Origin of the sequence: Thauera humireducens (genome assembly GCF_001051995.2) — a bacterium.
Classification (GTDB): Bacteria; Pseudomonadota; Gammaproteobacteria; order Burkholderiales; family Rhodocyclaceae; genus Thauera; species Thauera humireducens.
In genome coordinates, this window is the sequence record NZ_CP014646.1 from 367,075 (window position 1) to 383,770 (window position 16,696).

The 16,696-nt window shown below is 64.8% G+C and carries 16 protein-coding genes; 13 read left to right on the plus strand and 3 right to left on the minus strand.

Annotated features, from left to right (window positions below; genetic code table 11):
• Window positions 1-88 precede the first annotated feature (88 nt).
• Both AC731_RS01735 and AC731_RS01740 read left to right on the plus strand, forming a co-directional pair.
• The gene (locus tag AC731_RS01735; RefSeq protein ID WP_048708881.1) at window positions 89-1,129 is read left to right on the plus strand and encodes a diacylglycerol/lipid kinase family protein; all 1,041 of its coding nucleotides are present in this window, start codon (window positions 89-91) and stop codon (window positions 1,127-1,129) included.
• Window positions 1,126-1,950, plus strand: a complete 825-nt coding sequence (locus AC731_RS01740) for a metallophosphoesterase family protein (RefSeq protein WP_048708882.1) — start codon at window positions 1,126-1,128, stop codon at window positions 1,948-1,950. The genes AC731_RS01735 and AC731_RS01740 overlap by 4 nt, the downstream gene beginning before the upstream one ends.
• 166 nt (window positions 1,951-2,116) lie before the next feature.
• Here the strand turns inward: AC731_RS01740 and AC731_RS01745 are convergent, their stop codons facing one another.
• Together AC731_RS01745 and AC731_RS01750 are read right to left on the minus strand one after the other, a co-directional pair.
• Complete coding sequence (locus AC731_RS01745) at window positions 2,117-4,618, minus strand: diguanylate cyclase domain-containing protein (protein WP_053085857.1); 2,502 nt, start codon at window positions 4,616-4,618, stop codon at window positions 2,117-2,119.
• A gap of 168 nt (window positions 4,619-4,786) precedes the next feature.
• Window positions 4,787-6,454 (minus strand): sigma-54-dependent Fis family transcriptional regulator, encoded by a 1,668-nt coding sequence (locus tag AC731_RS01750; RefSeq protein WP_048708884.1) that lies wholly within the window; start codon window positions 6,452-6,454, stop codon window positions 4,787-4,789.
• A gap of 275 nt (window positions 6,455-6,729) precedes the next feature.
• Here AC731_RS01750 and AC731_RS01755 point away from each other — a divergent pair, with 275 nt between their 5' ends.
• The 8 genes from AC731_RS01755 to AC731_RS01790 all read left to right on the plus strand — a co-directional run bounded on the left by AC731_RS01755 (window position 6,730) and on the right by AC731_RS01790 (window position 13,054).
• On the plus strand, window positions 6,730-7,050 hold the full coding sequence (locus AC731_RS01755) for a 2Fe-2S iron-sulfur cluster binding domain-containing protein (protein ID WP_004252829.1): 321 nt from the start codon (window positions 6,730-6,732) through the stop codon (window positions 7,048-7,050).
• Between the two features lie 293 nt (window positions 7,051-7,343).
• Window positions 7,344-7,607 (plus strand): phenol hydroxylase subunit, encoded by a 264-nt coding sequence (locus AC731_RS01760; RefSeq protein WP_004252831.1) that lies wholly within the window; start codon window positions 7,344-7,346, stop codon window positions 7,605-7,607.
• A gap of 31 nt (window positions 7,608-7,638) precedes the next feature.
• Window positions 7,639-8,634 carry an aromatic/alkene monooxygenase hydroxylase subunit beta gene (locus AC731_RS01765; RefSeq protein ID WP_048708886.1) on the plus strand — a complete coding sequence of 332 codons (996 nt, stop codon included), beginning with the start codon at window positions 7,639-7,641 and terminating at the stop codon, window positions 8,632-8,634.
• Window positions 8,635-8,645: 11 nt separating this feature from the next.
• Window positions 8,646-8,915, plus strand: coding sequence for an MmoB/DmpM family protein (locus AC731_RS01770; protein WP_048708888.1), 270 nt, complete (start codon window positions 8,646-8,648; stop codon window positions 8,913-8,915).
• Between the two features lie 20 nt (window positions 8,916-8,935).
• The gene (locus AC731_RS01775; RefSeq protein WP_048708889.1) at window positions 8,936-10,489 is read left to right on the plus strand and encodes an aromatic/alkene/methane monooxygenase hydroxylase/oxygenase subunit alpha; all 1,554 of its coding nucleotides are present in this window, start codon (window positions 8,936-8,938) and stop codon (window positions 10,487-10,489) included.
• 36 nt (window positions 10,490-10,525) lie between these two features.
• Window positions 10,526-10,885 carry a phenol hydroxylase subunit P4 gene (locus tag AC731_RS01780; RefSeq protein WP_048708890.1) on the plus strand — a complete coding sequence of 120 codons (360 nt, stop codon included), beginning with the start codon at window positions 10,526-10,528 and terminating at the stop codon, window positions 10,883-10,885.
• Between the two features lie 79 nt (window positions 10,886-10,964).
• A complete protein-coding gene (locus AC731_RS01785; RefSeq protein WP_048708892.1) occupies window positions 10,965-12,020 on the plus strand; it encodes an NADH:ubiquinone reductase (Na(+)-transporting) subunit F in 1,056 nt (351 codons plus the stop codon).
• Between the two features lie 104 nt (window positions 12,021-12,124).
• On the plus strand, window positions 12,125-13,054 hold the full coding sequence (locus AC731_RS01790; protein WP_048708894.1) for a catechol 2,3-dioxygenase: 930 nt from the start codon (window positions 12,125-12,127) through the stop codon (window positions 13,052-13,054).
• Window positions 13,055-13,094: 40 nt separating this feature from the next.
• Here the strand turns inward: AC731_RS01790 and AC731_RS01795 are convergent, their stop codons facing one another.
• On the minus strand, window positions 13,095-13,814 hold the full coding sequence (locus AC731_RS01795) for an FCD domain-containing protein (RefSeq protein ID WP_004252846.1): 720 nt from the start codon (window positions 13,812-13,814) through the stop codon (window positions 13,095-13,097).
• A 160-nt stretch (window positions 13,815-13,974) separates the two neighbouring features.
• Between AC731_RS01795 and AC731_RS01800 the strand changes: the two genes are divergently transcribed.
• Genes AC731_RS01800 through dmpE form a run of 3 tightly spaced genes read left to right on the plus strand, consistent with a single transcriptional unit; the run spans window position 13,975 to window position 16,674 of the window.
• Entirely contained in the window at window positions 13,975-14,412 is a 438-nt protein-coding gene (locus AC731_RS01800) for a GlcG/HbpS family heme-binding protein (RefSeq protein ID WP_004252847.1), read from the plus strand.
• A gap of 13 nt (window positions 14,413-14,425) precedes the next feature.
• Window positions 14,426-15,880, plus strand: coding sequence for a 2-hydroxymuconic semialdehyde dehydrogenase (locus AC731_RS01805; protein ID WP_004252848.1), 1,455 nt, complete (start codon window positions 14,426-14,428; stop codon window positions 15,878-15,880).
• 11 nt (window positions 15,881-15,891) lie between these two features.
• Window positions 15,892-16,674, plus strand: coding sequence for a 2-oxopent-4-enoate hydratase (dmpE, locus tag AC731_RS01810; RefSeq protein ID WP_048708896.1), 783 nt, complete (start codon window positions 15,892-15,894; stop codon window positions 16,672-16,674).
• Window positions 16,675-16,696 lie beyond the last annotated feature (22 nt).

Here is a 16,696-nt window from a genome sequence, read left to right on the forward strand (position 1 = left end):
CGCACGCCGCAGGCTTTCCACAGCAGCATCTTCCAGAGAACACATTCCATGCCCAACACTCGAAACCTCACCGCCGTCCGGATGCGGCATGGATGACAATTTCCGGTCACAGTGGATCGGGAGCGACAGCGCGCACCGCGCTGCGATGTCGGCTCCGCGACTCGACCCCGCGGCGCCCCTGCTGTTCGTGATCAATGCCGGTGCAGGTGCGCTCGACCTTGAGGCCAAGCAGGCCGTGATCCGGCGTGCGCTCGCCGAGTATGGGCGAAAGGGTGAATTGTTGGCGTGCGAACCTGCTGATCTGGGACGGGGGGCCACCGAGGCCGCTGCGGCAGCGGCGGCGCGCGGCACGGCCGTGGTGGCGGTCGGTGGCGATGGAAGCCTCAACACGGTGGCGCAGGCTGCGCACGCAGCCGGTTGCCCAATGGGCGTCATCCCCTACGGTACCTTCAACTACTTTGCCAGGACGCACGGGATCGCCACCGAGCCGGACGCTGCGGCACGCCAGTTGATGGATGCGAGCCCGATGCCGGTGCAGGTGGGGGCCATCAACGACCGGATTTTCCTGGTCAATGCCAGCCTGGGCGCTTACCCCGAACTGTTGCAGGACCGCGAGGCCTGGAAAGCGCGCTTTGGCCGCAGCCGCTGGGTGGCGTTCGTGGCGGCTTGTGCGACCTTGCTGCGTGCGCAACGCCGACTGCGGCTGCACATCGAAACGGCCACCACGGTGCGTGATGTGCAGACCCTGACGCTCTTCGTCGGCAACAACCGGCTGCAGTTGCAACAGGTCGGAGTGGATCCTGAAGACACCCTGGCCGGTACGCCCGGCGACGGTAGCATGGCCGCGCTGATGCTGCGGCCCATCGGTACGATGTCGATGCTCGGACTGATGCTGCGCGGCGCAATGGGCAGGCTGGGGGATGCCGCCGGCGTGGAAACCTTCGAGTTCCGGCACATGGTGGTGAGGCCCAGGCTGGCAACGAGACGCAAGGTGTTCGTCGTCGCGTTTGACGGAGAAGTGACACGTATGCGCGCGCCGATCGACATTCGTGTGCTGGACAAGCCCTTGTACCTGCTCCAGGCGTCGGGCGCAGGCGGCAGGGCCAGTGCGCCCGAGGCCGCGGCATGAGTGTTCTGCTGCACATTTCCGACACCCATTTCGGCACCGAAGACCCGCGGGTGGTCGAGGCCCTGGTCACTCTGGCCGCCCAGCAGCGCCCGGATATGGTGGTGCTGTCGGGTGACATCACGCAGCGTGCGCGGCCCGCCCAGTTCCGCGCGGCAAAGACCTTCGCCGATCGACTGGGGGCGCTGGTTCTGGCTGTGCCGGGTAACCACGACATCGCACTGTTCGACCTATGGGCGCGCTTCACCCACCCGTATGCGCGCTACGCCAAGGCGTTCGGCTCTGATCTCGAGCCCGTTCACGCTTCGCAGGATCTCCTCGTCATTGGCGTCAACACCACGCGCCCATGGCGGTTCAAGAACGGCGAAGTGTCCGCGGCGCAGATCGATCGCGTGGCTGCACGGCTGGCAGGCGCCAGCGCGCAGCAGTTGCGCGTGGTGGTGGTCCACCAGCCTGCGGCCGTCATCAAGGCTGAAGACCGTGCCGACCAGTTGCGCGGCCACCATGCGGCCTTGCAGGCCTGGGCGGCCGCCGGGGCGGACCTGGTGCTGGGTGGGCACATTCATCTGCCCTACACGCTGGCACAGCACGGTTTGGCGCGGCGACTCTGGGTCGTACAGGCGGGAACCGCGGTCTCGTCACGCATACGCCTCGAGGTGCCCAACTCCGTAAACATCCTGCGCTGGGGCGCGTCGTGCGGTGAGCAGGTACGGCGCGGCGCCGATGCGGGCAAGGACTGTCTTGTCGAGCAGTGGGACTATGCGCGCCACGAAGATGTCTTCGTCCGCACGGCGGCCACGTCGGTCGCGCCCGAGCGCGGCTGATCGGAAGGCGGTGTCGGCGACAGGGCGAGCCGCTGCTGGCCCCTCGTCGGCATGAGGCAGAGCCGCGGATGTCAGGGCTGTCGGCAATGCCGCCGTCCGGCGCCGATTGGTGCCCTGTCGCGAAGGACTGCTTCACGCGAACAGACAGCGCTAACGATCAGTCGGACTACAAATCCTGACGATCGTCAAAAACCTGGCATTGGTTCTTGCCGGCCTGCTTGGCAATGTACATGGCCTGGTCGGCTTGGCGCATGAGCTGATCGGGTGCGATCGGTTCGCGTTGGGGGTAGAAGGTAACCCCGATGCTGCCCGACACCTTGACCGTTGCGTTATCGAGGGCAACAGGCTGATTGATGGCGGCCAGCAGGCGAGCGATGGGTTGTTCGATGTCGCTGCGGCTGTCCAGTGCGCTCATCACCACCACAAACTCATCCCCACCCAGTCGTGCCACGGTGTCTTCGGCGCGCAGACTTTCCGTCATGCGCTGCGACACGGTTTTCAGGAGGACATCGCCAGCGTCGTGACCATGAAGATCATTGACGGCCTTGAATCCGTCCAGGTCGATGAGCGCGACTGCGACGAGCTTGCTGCTGCGTCGGCTCTGGAGCAGGGCCTGCTCCATGCGGTCGGCGAGCAGGGTGCGGTTGGGGAGGCCGGTCAGCGAGTCGAAGTGGGCGAGCTTACGCAGGCGCTCTTCAGCTTCTTTCTGCGGGGTGATATCCGAGAACAGCCCGACGTGGTGAAGCACCTCACCCGAGGGGCTTCGCACCGTGCCGATTGTGAGCAGTTCGGCATAGTCTCGGCCGGATTTGTGACGGTTCCAAATCTCGCCCTCCCAGTAGCCATTGTCCTTGACCGAGCGCCACATCGCCTCATAGAAAGCCGGGTTGTGGCGCCCCGATTTGAACAGGCGCGGGTTCTCGCCAAGCAATTCGTCGCGCGACCAACCGGTGATGTCTGAACAGGCGGCGTTGGCCTCGACAATGCAGCCCTGCGGGTCGGTGATGATGATGCCCTCGCGGGCGCCACTGAACACGCTGGCCGCTAGCTCCAACTGGGTATGCGCATGATGCAACTCGGTGATGTCGGTACAGGAACCCACAATCTCGAGGACGGTGCCGGCATCGTCCAGAACGGCATTGTGGTGTAGCTCGACCCATTTCTGGCCCGCAGCGTCATGGGCAAGCCGGTAGGTGCCACTGAGCAGGCCGACAAAACCCCGTTCCCGCCAGGCCAGCAGTCCATCGCGCAGCGTTGCGCGGTCCTTGGGATGGATGGAGCCAAGCAGGTGCTCCAGATCGAGCGAGTCAGCATGGTCTGCGGGGCCGAGCAAAGCTTCAGCGTTGGGGCTGATGAATGTGCAGTTCAGCGTGTGGGGGTCAAGCGCAAACACAACCGACGGCGTGTTGCGCAGCAGGCCGGACAGACGTTGCGCTTGGGCGCGCTGCGCGTCGACCAGCGAGGCAATCTCGTCGGCCATCGCGTTGAACTGCTCGCCCAGGTGACGAAACTCGTCCTGCGACTGAACCTGAACCCTGACACTGAGGTCGCCTGCAGCAAAGAGGGCGGAGCCTTCATTGATAGTGTTTACCGAGCGCCGGATCGACGTGTAGATGGCGGCAAACAGCGTGCTGATGATGACGAAGAAGCTCATCAGCACAAGGACGTCAGCAATCATTGCGCGCCGCACGTCCGCCAGGCCCGCTTCGATCATGGCCACTGACCGAGGGTACAGATGATCGACATGAAGTCGTCTGGCCGCGTCGATGGCCTGCGTGGCGACGTCGAAGAGGTCTGCGGCCTCGACGGGTGCAGGAGAAAGGTAGGTGCTGGAGCGCGTGGTATTGCGGACATACCGGATGGCATCATGAAGCTCGCGCACCACAGGGTCATCCATGTGAAGGCTGTCGGGCAGCAACCTGCTGATACGGTCGATGCGGTTGTGTGTGTGGCCTTCCACGATATCGACGGCCGACACGCGGCCAGCAAGTTCAGAGGTGATGCCTGCATCGCGCCCGCCCGCCAACAAGGTGCCGGTGGCGTAACCGCGCAGATTGGCCAGGCTTTCGACCAGACTAGGCAGTGACCGAATCTGCGCCAGATTGAGGTGGTAGAGCGCCGGGTTCGAGGTGGCGGTGATGCCTGCCTCATCCCCGATGTCCACGATCCACGCGAGCAACTCGTTTACTGCCGCCGTATGGGTGTCAAAGCTGGACTGCGCGCTTGATTGATCTTCGGTGGAGTGGATGGCGCGCTCGATACCCGCACGTACGGATGCCCAGCGGGGATGCAAGGCCGTGAGCGAATCAAGCCGCACGAGGGCCGCTTCCACCTGTTCGATGCCGCTGCGAACTGCTGACTTCTGCTGAGGGAGGCGGGCCGTGAAATCGTCACCACCCTTACGCGCGGTGAAGGTCACCCCACGCTGGAGCTGAAGCTCGATCATCAGTGCGAGAGAGTCACGCACCAGCCCTAGACCACCGATTGCGCGCTCAGCCAGCACGGCTTGCGCGCGGTAATGGGCGTAGATCTGGTGCAGGAACCCGGCTGCCGCGACGACAAACACCACGGCCACGGTCGCGAACTTCCAGCGAAAGCTGAGGCGGTCCAGGAGACGGACGATGAACGCGAACGGGGCGTAGAAGGCGGGCGTAGAGGGGGCGCTCAAGGCTGGTTCTGGGCGCCCCTTTGCTGGGTGGGGCGTGATTGTCTCAGAGCCCCGAGTGTACCTCCATCGAGTATGCGGTACTGCAACATCGGTCACGCCCCGTCTGTGTTTGCGGGGCTGAAGCGATCGTCGAGCATGCGTCCATGCAGTAAGGCGCTGAGATGCGCCTCAGTCCGACTGCTTCTTGATCCGGTAGTTGAGCTGCGGCCGGGTCATGCCCAGCAGCCGCGCGGCGGCGGCGAGGTTGCCGTTGGCGCGCTCGACGGCGCGTTGCAGGAGGCTTTGCTCGAAGGCCTCGAGCGACACCCCTGACTCGAGCACGGCAGCGGCGAGATCCTGTGGCGGCTGCCGTCTGGCTTCGAGCGCGCCGTGCGCGCCCAGCGAGTGTTGCTGGGCGGCCTCACTGAAGTTGCCGATGAAAAGGCGCTCGACCTCGATCATGCCGTTTTGTGGCGCGAGGATCACGCCGCGCTCGAGCACGTTCTCGAGTTCGCGCACATTGCCGGGCCAGGTGTGGAGCTTCAGCGCGTGCATGGCCTTGTCGCTGATGCCGGCGATGCGCTTGCCATGCAGGGTCTCGAAGCGGCGGACCATGGCATCGACCAGGGCCGGGATGTCGCCCGTTCGCTCGCGCAGCGGTGGGATCGTCACCGGATAGACGTTGAGGCGGTAGAACAGGTCGCGGCGGAAGGTGCCGGCATGGACGGCCTTCTGCAAGTCGACGTTGGTCGCGGCGACTAGCCGTACATTGACCTTGCGCGTGCGCTCGTCGCCGAGCCGTTCGATTTCCCCTTCCTGCAATACGCGCAGCAGCTTGGCCTGGGCCGGTAGAGGCAATTCGCCGACTTCGTCGAGGAACAGCGTGCCGCCGTGCGCGCGCTCGAACTTGCCCGCACGTGAGGCGTGGGCGCCGGTGAAGGCGCCGCGCTCGACCCCGAACAGCTCGGATTCGATCAGCTCGTCGGGCAGGGCGGCGCAGTTGACCGCGACGAAGGGCTCGTCCTTGCGCGGGCTCATCTCATGCAGGGTGCGTGCGAAGCGCTCCTTGCCGACGCCGGTTTCGCCGAGCAGCAGTACCGAGACGTTGGTTGACGCGGCACGGCTGATCAGGTCGTAGGCGTGGAGGAAGGCCGCGGAGTTGCCGATGAGGTCGGCGGTCCGGCGCGGGCAGGCGATCGTGTGGCGCATGGCCTCGATCTCGTCGCGCAGCTCGAGCAGGCGGCCGACGATCGAGTCGGCCTCGAAGTACGGCCGCAGCTCGTCCGCGTCGGGCCACGCCTCGGCGGGTTTGCCGACGATGCGGCAGTGCTCGCACCCCGTCGCCGCACACTCGACTTCCTTGAACAGGATGAAGCGTCCCATGAAGGCGCTGGTGTAGCCCGAGGCATAGCCGATCATCATCCAGCACACCGGGTGGTCCACTTCACCAAAAGCCTGCACGTGCGCCTCGGCTTCCCAGGCGTTGTACCACAGGAACTCGCCGTAAAAGCCGTTGCCTGCGCCGCCAAACTCGAGCCGTACCGGCTCGACCCGCGCACAGCCCTCGAGCATGTGCAGTTGTGGCCCGACCACGAAGGCGTCTGCGGGTTCGCTGGTGCCGCGCGTCTTGCGCGCCAGTTCGGCGTCGCGCATGCCGGAGGCGAAGCCCATGCGCGTGAGGATGCGGCGTGCCTGTTGCTGGCCCACCGAAGCGATCAGTTCCTTGCGCAGTTCGGACATGGCGCCGGCATGCAGGAGCAGCATGCGGTGCTCTCCCAGCCAGATGTGCCCGTCTTCCGCAGCGAACCGGAGCAGGCTGCGGAGATCTGCGCTCTCCGGGTAATGGATAGTGGCCAAGGGTCTCCTCCAGGTCAGGTCGCTCCGCTCTGCGGCGGGTCGTTCCCCGGACACCTCGGCGTTGTCCGGACTGAGGCCGAAGCTTAACCGAGGCGGCTCCTGTTTAGGGAGCGGGGACTTCTGGCGATGATAGTAAGAATCTCGAGATAAATAAACGATTGGCACGATTCTTGTAACGGTGCGCCACATCGCCGGTATGCGCGACCAATTGCTGATCGCGTACAGGCGTAGTGATACGCACGACGACAGGCACATCGAGAGAGGAGGCCGTAAGGATGGGGCAGAGATTCGCGGTGACGATCGAGGACAGTGGAGAACGGGTTTCATGCGCCGAGCAGGACAGCGTGCTGCACGCGATGGAGGCCCTTGGCCGCAAGGGGATTCCGGTCGGTTGTCGCGGGGGCGGTTGCGGTGTCTGCAAGGTGAGGATTACCGGCGGCGCATACCACACGCGGAAGATGAGCCGTGCCTGCGTGTCCGAAGCGGAAGAGGCGGACGGGGTGGTGCTGGCATGCAAGCTGTTCCCCGACAGCGACCTGAGCCTGAAGGTGGTGGGGAAGATGGCGAAGGCGGTCTGTGCGGAGGGGCATAACTGAACCGTAGATCGGACAACCTGGCAGGGTGCCGAACGGGTCGGCGGACGCAGGTCCCCGGCCCGTTCTGCTTTCGGGCTCCGGTTGTGCAGAGCAATAAAGTAAGTGAATCAAATAATCAACGAAATCCATGAATGGATCATTTGATCAAACCATGCGCCTGCCTGGTGTGGCGGTCAAATCTCGATAATTCGGATAAATAGCGCCAATACGAGGATTGGCTGAGATTGGCACGGAAGTTGTTAATACCCTCCCCATAGCAAGCCCGTGTTGATCAAACCGAAGGAGTGTGGGGGATGAAGCGTACAGAGCCCGAAATCGACCTCAGCCGCAAGTTCGTGCGCCTGATCGAGCGTCGGCCCGACGGTTTCGTGGAATTCGAGTTCGCGATCGGAGATCCCGAGCTCTACGCCGAGATGCTGCTCCCGGCGGAGGCTTATGCCGCGTTCTGCGAGGTCAACAGCGTGACCTTCCTCGAGCCCCGTGAAGAGGGCGGCGCGGGCGAGACGGAGGATTGGAACTGGAACCTGCATCAAGCCACGCACCAGCGGTTCCGCTGAGCGTGACCCACAAGCACAAGGAGGAGAATCCATGCAGATCGATTTGCGCACCGTCACCATCAAGCCGCTGCGGCATACGTTCGACAACATCGCCCGGCGCATCGGGGGCGACAAGCCGGCGTCGCGGTACCAGGAAGGCACGCTGGACATGCAGCAGACGGCCAACTTCCATTACCGGCCGACCTGGGACCCCGAGCACGACATCTACGATGCCTCGCGCACGGCCATCAGGATGGCCGACTGGTATGCCTTCAAGGATCCGCGCCAGTTCTACTACGGCGCCTACACCATGGCTCGCGCCAAGCAGCAGGACACCGCGGAGGCCAACTTCGACTTCGTCGAGAACCGCGGCCTCGCTGCGACCCTGCCCGAGTCGGTGCGCGATACCGTGCTGAAGCTGCTGCTGCCGCTGCGCCACGTGGCCTGGGGCTCGAACATGAACAACGCGAGCGTCTGTGCCTACAGCTACGGCACCGGCTTCTCGCAGCCGCACATCTACCAGGCGATGGACCAGCTCGGCATCGCCCAGTACCTGACCCGCGTCGGCCTGCTGCTCGGCGACGTCGAATCTCTGGACGAAGCCAAGCGCGCCTGGATGGAGGACGACACCTGGCAGGGCCTGCGTCGCTACGTCGAGGATTCCTTCGTGATCAAGGATCCGGTGGAGCTCTTCGTGGCGCAGAACGTCGCGCTCGATGGCCTGCTGTATCCGCTGGTGTACGAAACCATCGTCGATGACGTGCTTTCGTCCCGGGGCGGCACCGCGGTGGCGATGCTCACCCAGTTCATGACCGACTGGTTCGCCGAGACCCGGAAATGGGTCGATGCCACGGTCAAGATCGCGGCGGCCGAGTCGCCCGAGAACAAGGAGGTCATGACCCGCTGGCTGAACCTGTGGCGTGATCGTTCGGCCTCGGCGCTGCTGCCGGTGGCCCGCATCGCCCTCGGCGATCGCGCGGACGAGGTCCTCGCCGAAGTCGTCCAGCAATTCAACGCACGCATGGCCAAGGCCGGCGTCGCCCTCTGAGCGGAGCACCCATGTCGACCGTATTCCTTGCATTGCAGACCAACGAAGACACCCGCCCGATCATCGAGGCGATCCTGCAGGACAACCCTTCGGCCGTCGTCGACGCGCAGCCCGCGATGGTGAAGATCAACGCCGACGGCCGCCTCGTGGTGCGTCGCGAGACGATCGAGGAGATCACCGGCCGCGCCTACGACCTGCAGGAGTTGCAGGTCAACCTGATCACCATGTCGGGCAATCTCGATCAGACCGACGACGAGATCACCCTGTTCTGGAAATCCTGAGACCCCGAGGAGACAAGACGATGGACATGCAAGTTGCCAAGAAGAAGCTCGGCCTGAAAGAGCGCTATGCGGTGATGACCCGGGGCCTCGACTGGACGCCGTCCTACCAGAAGATGGAGGACATCTACCCCTACATCGCCTACGAGGGGATCAAGATCCACGACTGGGACAAGTGGGAGGACCCCTTCCGCCTGACCATGGATGCCTACTGGAAATACCAGGCCGAGAAGGAGCGCAAGCTGTACGCGATCATCGACGCCTTCAACCAGAACAACGGCCACCTCGACGTCACCGACGCGCGCTACATCAACACCGTCAAGCTCTTCATCAGCGGCATCAGCCCGCTCGAGTACGTCGCCCACCGCGGCTTCGCCCATGCCGGCAGGGCTTTCCCCGGCCCCGGCCCGCGCGTCGCCTGCCTGATGCAGTCGCTCGACGAGATCCGCCATGCGCAGACGCAGGTGCACGCGATCTCGAACTACAACAAGTACTACAACGGCATGCACGACTTCCATCACATGCATGACCGCGTGTGGTTCCTGTCCGTGCCCAAGAGCTTCTTCGACGACGCCATTACTTCCGGGCCGTTCGAGTTCATGGTCTCGATCGGCTTTTCGTTCGAGTACGTGCTGACCAACCTGCTGTTCGTGCCCTTCGTCTCGGGCGCCGCCTACAACGGCGACATGGGCACGATGACCTTCGGCTTCTCGGCGCAGTCCGACGAAGCACGCCACATGACGCTGGGCCTCGAGGTGATCAAGTTCATCCTCGAGCAGGACCCCGCCAACGTGCCCATCGTGCAGCGCTGGATCGACAAGTGGACCTGGCGCGGCTATCGCGTGCTGACCCTGGTGGCGATGATGATGGACTACATGCTGCCCAAGCGCACGATGAGCTGGAAGGAAGCCTGGGAGGTGTACTTCGAAGAGAACGGCGGCGCGCTGTTCAAGGACCTCGCCCGTTACGGCATCAAGATGCCCAAGTGTGCTGAGCAGATCGCGCTCGAGAAGGACCACCTGTCGCACCAGGCCTGGCGCACCTTCTACAACTACGCCGCCGCCGCCAACTTCCACACCTGGATGCCGGACGAGGACGAGATGGCGTGGCTGTCGGCGAAGTACCCGGAGAGCTTCGACAAGCACTACCGTCCGCGCTACGAGTTCTGGCGCGAGCAGGCCGTCAAGGGCAACCGCTTCTACAACAAGACGCTGCCCATGCTGTGCCAGACCTGCCAGATCCCCATGCTGTTCACCGAGCCCGGCGACCCGACCAAGATCTGCTACCGCGAGGTCGACTACAAGGGCGACAAGTACCACTTCTGCTCGGATCACTGCAAAGCGATCTTCGAGCACGAGCCGGAGAAGTACGTCCAGGCCTGGCTGCCGGTGCACCAGATCTACCAGGGCAACTGCTTCCCCGAGGGCACCGACCCGACGGTCGAGGGCTTCGACGCGCTTGGCGCGGTGCTCAAGTACTACAACCTCGAGCATGGTCGCGACAACCTCGACTTCGACATCTCGGAAGACAAGAAGAACTTCGCCGAATGGCGCGGCCAGGCGACGAAGAACATCTGAGCCCGCGACCGACGACAAGACATCAGGAGACATGACATGGCTGTAGTCGCCATTTCCAAGTACGACTTCGCGCCCGCCGACACCAGGGACAAGTTCCACGGCGCGCAACTGCTCTACATCGGCTGGGAAGACCATCTGCTGTTCTGCGCCCCGTTCTGCTTCCCCTTTCCGCCGACGATGCGTTTCGGCGACGTGGTTGCCGGACCGATGAAGGCCGCCTTCGGTTACCACCCGGACTTTGCCCGGATCGACTGGGCGAAGGTCGAGTGGCTGAAGTCCGGCAAGCCGTTCGCGCCCGACTTCGACAAGTCGCTCGCCGACAACGGCCTCGGGCACAAGGACGTAATCCGCTTCCGCACGCCGGGCCTGACCGGCATCAAGGGTTCGTGCAGCTGACGCGGCGCAGGGATGGCGGCCCGCTGCGGCGGGTTGCCAACCTCGCCCGGCGGAGAACGCAAAAGAACGGAAACGCATCATGAGCTACGAACTGACCATTGAGCCGATCGGCCAGACCATCGAAGTGGAGGAGGGCCAGACCATCCTCGACGCCGCCCTGCGCGCGGGCGTCTGGCTGCCCCATGCCTGTTGCCACGGCCTGTGCGCCACCTGCAAGGTGCAGGTGATCGACGGCGAGGTCGACCACGGCGAGGCGTCCAGCTTCGCGCTGATGGACTTCGAGCGCGACGAGGGCAAGACGCTGGCCTGCTGTGCGCGCCTCGAGTCCGACGTGACGATCGAGGCAGAGATCGAGGAGGAGGCGGACGCGGAGTCGATTCCGGTGCGCGACTTCCCCGGCACCGTGACCCGCATCGAGGCGCTGACACCGACGATCAAGGCGGTGTTCATCGAGACCGACGAGCCGATGCACTTCCAGGCCGGCCAGTACATCAACTTCTTCCTCGAAGGCGGGGAGTACAGCCGGGCCTTCTCGCTGGCGAATCCGCCTTCGACCGGACGCGAGGTGGAGCTCAACATCCGCATCGTGCCCGGCGGGCGGGGCACCACCTGGATCCACGAGCAGCTCAAGGCCGGCGAACGCGTACGCCTGTCCGGCCCCTATGGTCGCTTCTTCGTGCGCAAGTCGGCGCCCGAAGCGCTGCTGTTCATGGCCGGCGGCTCCGGGCTGTCGAGCCCGCGCTCGATGATCCTCGACCTGCTCGAAGCCGGCGACACGCGACCGATGACCTTGGTGTACGGTCAGCGCAACCGGGGCGAGCTGTATTACCACGACGCGTTCCTCGCGCTCGCCGCGAAGTACCCGAACTTCAGCTACGTCCCGGCCCTGTCCGACGAGCCGGCCGACTCCGGCTGGGACGGCTTCCGCGGCTATGTCCACGACGCGGCGACGGCGCACTTCGACAATGACTTCCGCGGACACAAGGCCTACCTGTGCGGCCCGCCGCTGATGATCGACGCCTGCATCACCGCGCTGATGCACGGCCGCCTGTTCGAGCGGGACATCTTCATGGAGAAGTTCTTCTCCGCGGCCGATGTCCAGCAGGTCCGCAGCCCCCTGTTCAAGCGCATCTAGTGTTCTCTGGCCGGCGGCGCCTGCCCGGCTGCCGGCCTGTGTCGTGACGATTTCAAACCGCCGCGGGAATCCACCCCGGCAATCAATATGGAGAGGAGACAATCATGGCAATGACTGGTGTTCTGCGTCCGGGCCACGCCCAGATCCGCGTGCTCGACATCGAGGAAGGGGTCAAACACTACGGCAAGGTGCTCGGCCTGATCGAGACCGGCCGCGACAGCCAGGGCCGCGTGTACTTCAAGGCCTGGGACGAGCGCGACCACCACAGCGTGATCCTGCGCGAGGCCGACAGCGCCGGCATCGACTTCTTCGGTTTCAAGGTGTCGGACCAGGCCACGCTCGACAAGCTTGACCGCGACCTGCAGGCCTACGGCGTGAAGACCGAGCGCATTCCGGCCGGCGAGCTGCTCGAGACCGGCGAGCGCGTGCGCTTCGAGGTGCCTTCCGGCCACCTGATCGAGCTGTACTGGGAGAAGAGCGACTACGGCAACGACGACACCTACACCAATCCGCCGCCCTGGACCGACGACGCCGAGCGTGGCATCGCTCCGATCCGCCTCGACCATTGCCTGCTCTACGGTCCCGACATCGAGAAGGTGCAGGACATCTTCGTGAACGTGCTCGGCTTCTACCTCGTCGAGCACGTGATCATGGAAGACGGCAAGACCGATCTGGCGATCTGGCTGTCGTGCTCGATCAAGGCGCACGACATCGCCTTCGTCCGCCATCCCGAGCCGGGCAAGCTGCACCACGTCTCCTTCCTGCTCGAAAGCTGGGAGAAGGTGCTGCGGGCGGCCGACATCATGTCGATGAACCGGGTGTCGATCGACATCGGTCCGACCCGCCACGGCATTACGCGCGGCACCACGATCTACGCCTTCGACCCGTCGGGCAACCGCTTCGAAACCTTCTGCGGCGGTTATCAGTGCTACCCGGACTGGAAGCCGATCCGCTGGACCTGGGACGAGGTCGGTGCGGGCATCTTCTACCACGACCGCAAGCTCAACGAGCGCTTCCTGACCGTGGTGTCGTAAGCGGCAGCGGCCACGGCAGCCTCGCTGCCGTGGCCGGGTCTCAGTGCTTGCCCTTGCCGGTGAAGAAGTCTGCCGGCATGCGCCTGACGGCATCCAGGGTGCGCAGGATGTGCTCGGTCAGGATGGAGGTGGCGCGGGTCGCATCGCGTGCCAGCGTTGCCTCGAACAAGGCCTGGTGCTCGGCATGGATGTCGCGGGCGATGGGCTGTCGGAACAGGCTGATGCGGCGATACCGCTCGGACTGCTGGTAGAGGATGTGCTGGAAATGACGGATCCAGCGCGAGCCGGAGGCGGAGATGAGGGCTTCATGGAAGGCGCGGTTGCGGACCTCCCATTCCTGCGTGGTGCCGACGTCGTGATCGGCCAGGCGCTGCTCGGCACGCGACAGGCGGTGGAAGGCGGCGACGATCGCGGCTTCCCATTCCTCGCCACCCGAGGCGATCGATTGCCTGAGCGCTTCGGTCTCGAGCAGTACGCGGGTGCGGGTGATGTCCTCGAAGTCGGCGATCGAGATCGGTGCGACACGGAAGCCACGCTGGCCCTGCGCGACGACCAGGGCGTCGGTCACCAGCAGCAGCAGCGCCTCGCGCAGCGTGCCGGCGCCGACGTCGTAGCGGTCCTTGAGGTGCTCGACGCGCAGCTTCTCGCCCGGTGCATGCACGCCCTCGATGATGTCGCGGCGCAGACGCTGATAGGCGCCTTCGACCAGGGTCTTGGGTTCCAGGGCTTCCGGGGCTTGGGTGAGGGCGTTTTCGCTCATGGCCGCGAGGGATCTGAAGGAAGGTTTCGCTTGCATTCTAGCTGACGCGAGGCACTGCTGTAGATTAATTAAAATATCGAGAAAACATATTGACGTCGAGAAAATGGTAGTCTAAGTTCATGCAGGTAAGGCGCAAGGGCGCGAAATGGGAGTCGAGAGAATGAAGCTTGCCGTCACGCAGAATACGATCAGCTGGGAGGCCGCGCATGCGGCGGTGGAGGCCGCCGTGCAGGAGGCGCAGCGGCTCGGTGTGCGCATCAACGTCGCCGTGGCCGATGCTGCGGGCAACCTCGTCGCATTCCTGCGCATGCCGGGGGCCTTTCCGCAGTCGATCGCGATCGCCATCGACAAGGCCTACACGGCGGGCGGCTTCGGTTTCCCGACCGGCGACTGGATGAAGGTGGTGGGCGACAACGAGGGCATGAAGCTCGGATTCTCCGCCCAGCCGCGGCTCATCGTCTTCGGCGGTGGCCTGCCCATCCGCAGTGGTGGCGCCCTGCTGGGCGGCATCGGCGTGTCCGGTGCCTCGGAAGAACAGGATGGCATTTGCGCACAGGCCGGCCTGCGCGCGATCGGTGCCGACGACAACGAAGCGTGAGGGAGCGCAGTCAATGAAACAGATCCACAACTTCATCAACGGCGAGTTCGTCGCCACGGCCAAGTCCTTTGACAAGTTCTCGCCGCTGGACAACGCGCTGATCGCCAAGGTGCACGAGGCCGGCAAGGCCGAGGTCGATGCGGCCGTCGCCGCGGCCCGCGCCGCGCTGAACGGACCCTGGGGCCGCATGACCGTGGCCGAGCGCGTCGACCTGCTCAACGCGGTGGCCGACGGCATCAACAAGCGCTTCGATGATTTCCTGGCGGCCGAATGCGCCGACACCGGCAAGCCGCGCAGCCTCGCCAGCCACATCGACATCCCGCGCGGCGCGGCCAACTTCAAGGTGTTCGCCGACGTCATCAAGAGCGTGCCGACCGAGTTCTTCGAGATGGCCACCCCTGACGGCCGCGGCGCGCTGAACTACGCCGTGCGCCGCCCGGTGGGCGTGGTCGGCGTGATCTGCCCGTGGAACCTGCCGTTGCTGCTGATGACCTGGAAGGTCGGCCCCGCGCTGGCCTGCGGCAACACCGTGGTGGTGAAGCCGTCCGAAGAGACCCCACAAACCGCGACGCTGCTGGGCGAAGTCATGAACGAGGTCGGCATGCCCAGGGGCGTGTACAACGTGGTGCACGGCTTCGGCCCCGGTTCGGCGGGCGAGTTCGTCACCACCCATCCCGGCGTCAATGCCATCACCTTCACCGGCGAGACGCGCACCGGCGCGGCGATCATGAAGGCAGCGTCCGACGGTGCGCGCCCGGTGTCGCTGGAGATGGGGGGCAAGAACCCCGCCATCGTCTTCGCCGACTGCGACTTCGATGCCGCCATCGAAGGCACGATGCGCTCGGTCTTCGCCAACTGCGGCCAGGTCTGCCTGGGTACGGAGCGGGTCTATGTCGAACGTCCGATCTTCGACCGCTTCGTCGAGGCGCTGAAGAAGGGTGCCGAAGGCCTGCGGCTCGGCCGTCCCGAGGATGCAGCCACCGGGCTCGGCCCGCTGATCTCGCAGGAGCACAAGCGCAAGGTGTTGTCCTACTACGAGAAGGCGAAGGCGCTGGGCGCCACCGTGGTCACCGGCGGCGGCGTGCCCGACATGCCGGGCGAGTTGGCGAACGGCGCCTGGGTGCAGCCCACCATCTGGACCGGCCTGGACGACAGCTCGCCGATCGCGCGCGAGGAGATCTTCGGCCCCTGCACCCTGATCCAGCCCTTCGACGCCGAAGACGAGGTGATCCGCCGCGCCAACGACACCGAGTACGGCCTCGCCTGCTCGGTGTGGACCAAGGATCTGGCGCGCGCGCACCGTGTCGCCGGCCAGATCGAAGCCGGCCTGGTGTGGGTGAACTCGTGGTTCCTGCGCGACCTGCGCACCCCCTTCGGCGGGTCGAAGCAGTCGGGCATCGGCCGCGAAGGCGGCGTGCATTCGCTCGAGTTCTACACCGAACTCAAGAACGTCTGCATCAAGCTGTGAGGAACGCCGCCATGGACAAGAACACCATCGAACAGCTCGGCGACGAGCTCTATCAGGCGCTGGTCAAGCGCGAGGTGCTGTCGCCGCTCACCGAGCGACATTCCGACATCACCGTCGAGGACGCCTATCGCGTCCAGCAGCGCATGATCGCGCGGCGCCTCGAGGCGGGCGAGCGCATCGTCGGCAAGAAGATCGGTGTCACCAGCAAGGCGGTGATGAACATGCTCGGCGTGTTCCAGCCCGACTTCGGCATGCTCACCGACGGCATGCTCTACAACGAGGGCGAGGCGATTCCCGCCAACACCCTGATCCAGCCCAAGGCCGAAGGCGAGATCGCCTTCGTGCTGAAGAAGGATCTCAAGGGTCCGGGCGTGACCGCGGCCGACGTGCTGGCCGCCACCGAAGGCGTCATGACCTGCTTCGAGATCGTCGATTCGCGCATCCGCGACTGGAAGATCAAGATCCAGGACACCGTCGCGGACAACGCCTCGTGCGGTGTGTTCGTGCTGGGCGACAGCCTGGTCGATCCGCGCAAGGTCGACCTGAACACCTGCGGCATGGTGCTGGAGAAGAACGGCGAGATCGTCGCCACCGGCTCGGGCGCCGCGGCGCTGGGGGCGCCTGCCAACGCGGTGGCTTGGCTGGCCAACACCCTGGGCGCACTCGACATTCCGCTGAAGGCCGGTGAAGTCGTCCTGTCCGGCTCGCTCGCGATCATGGTGCCGGTTGCGGCTGGCGACAACCTGCGCGTCACCATCGGCGGCATCGGCAGTTGTTCGGTGCGTTTCGTCTGATTGCGCGTGTCCAGTTCGCAAC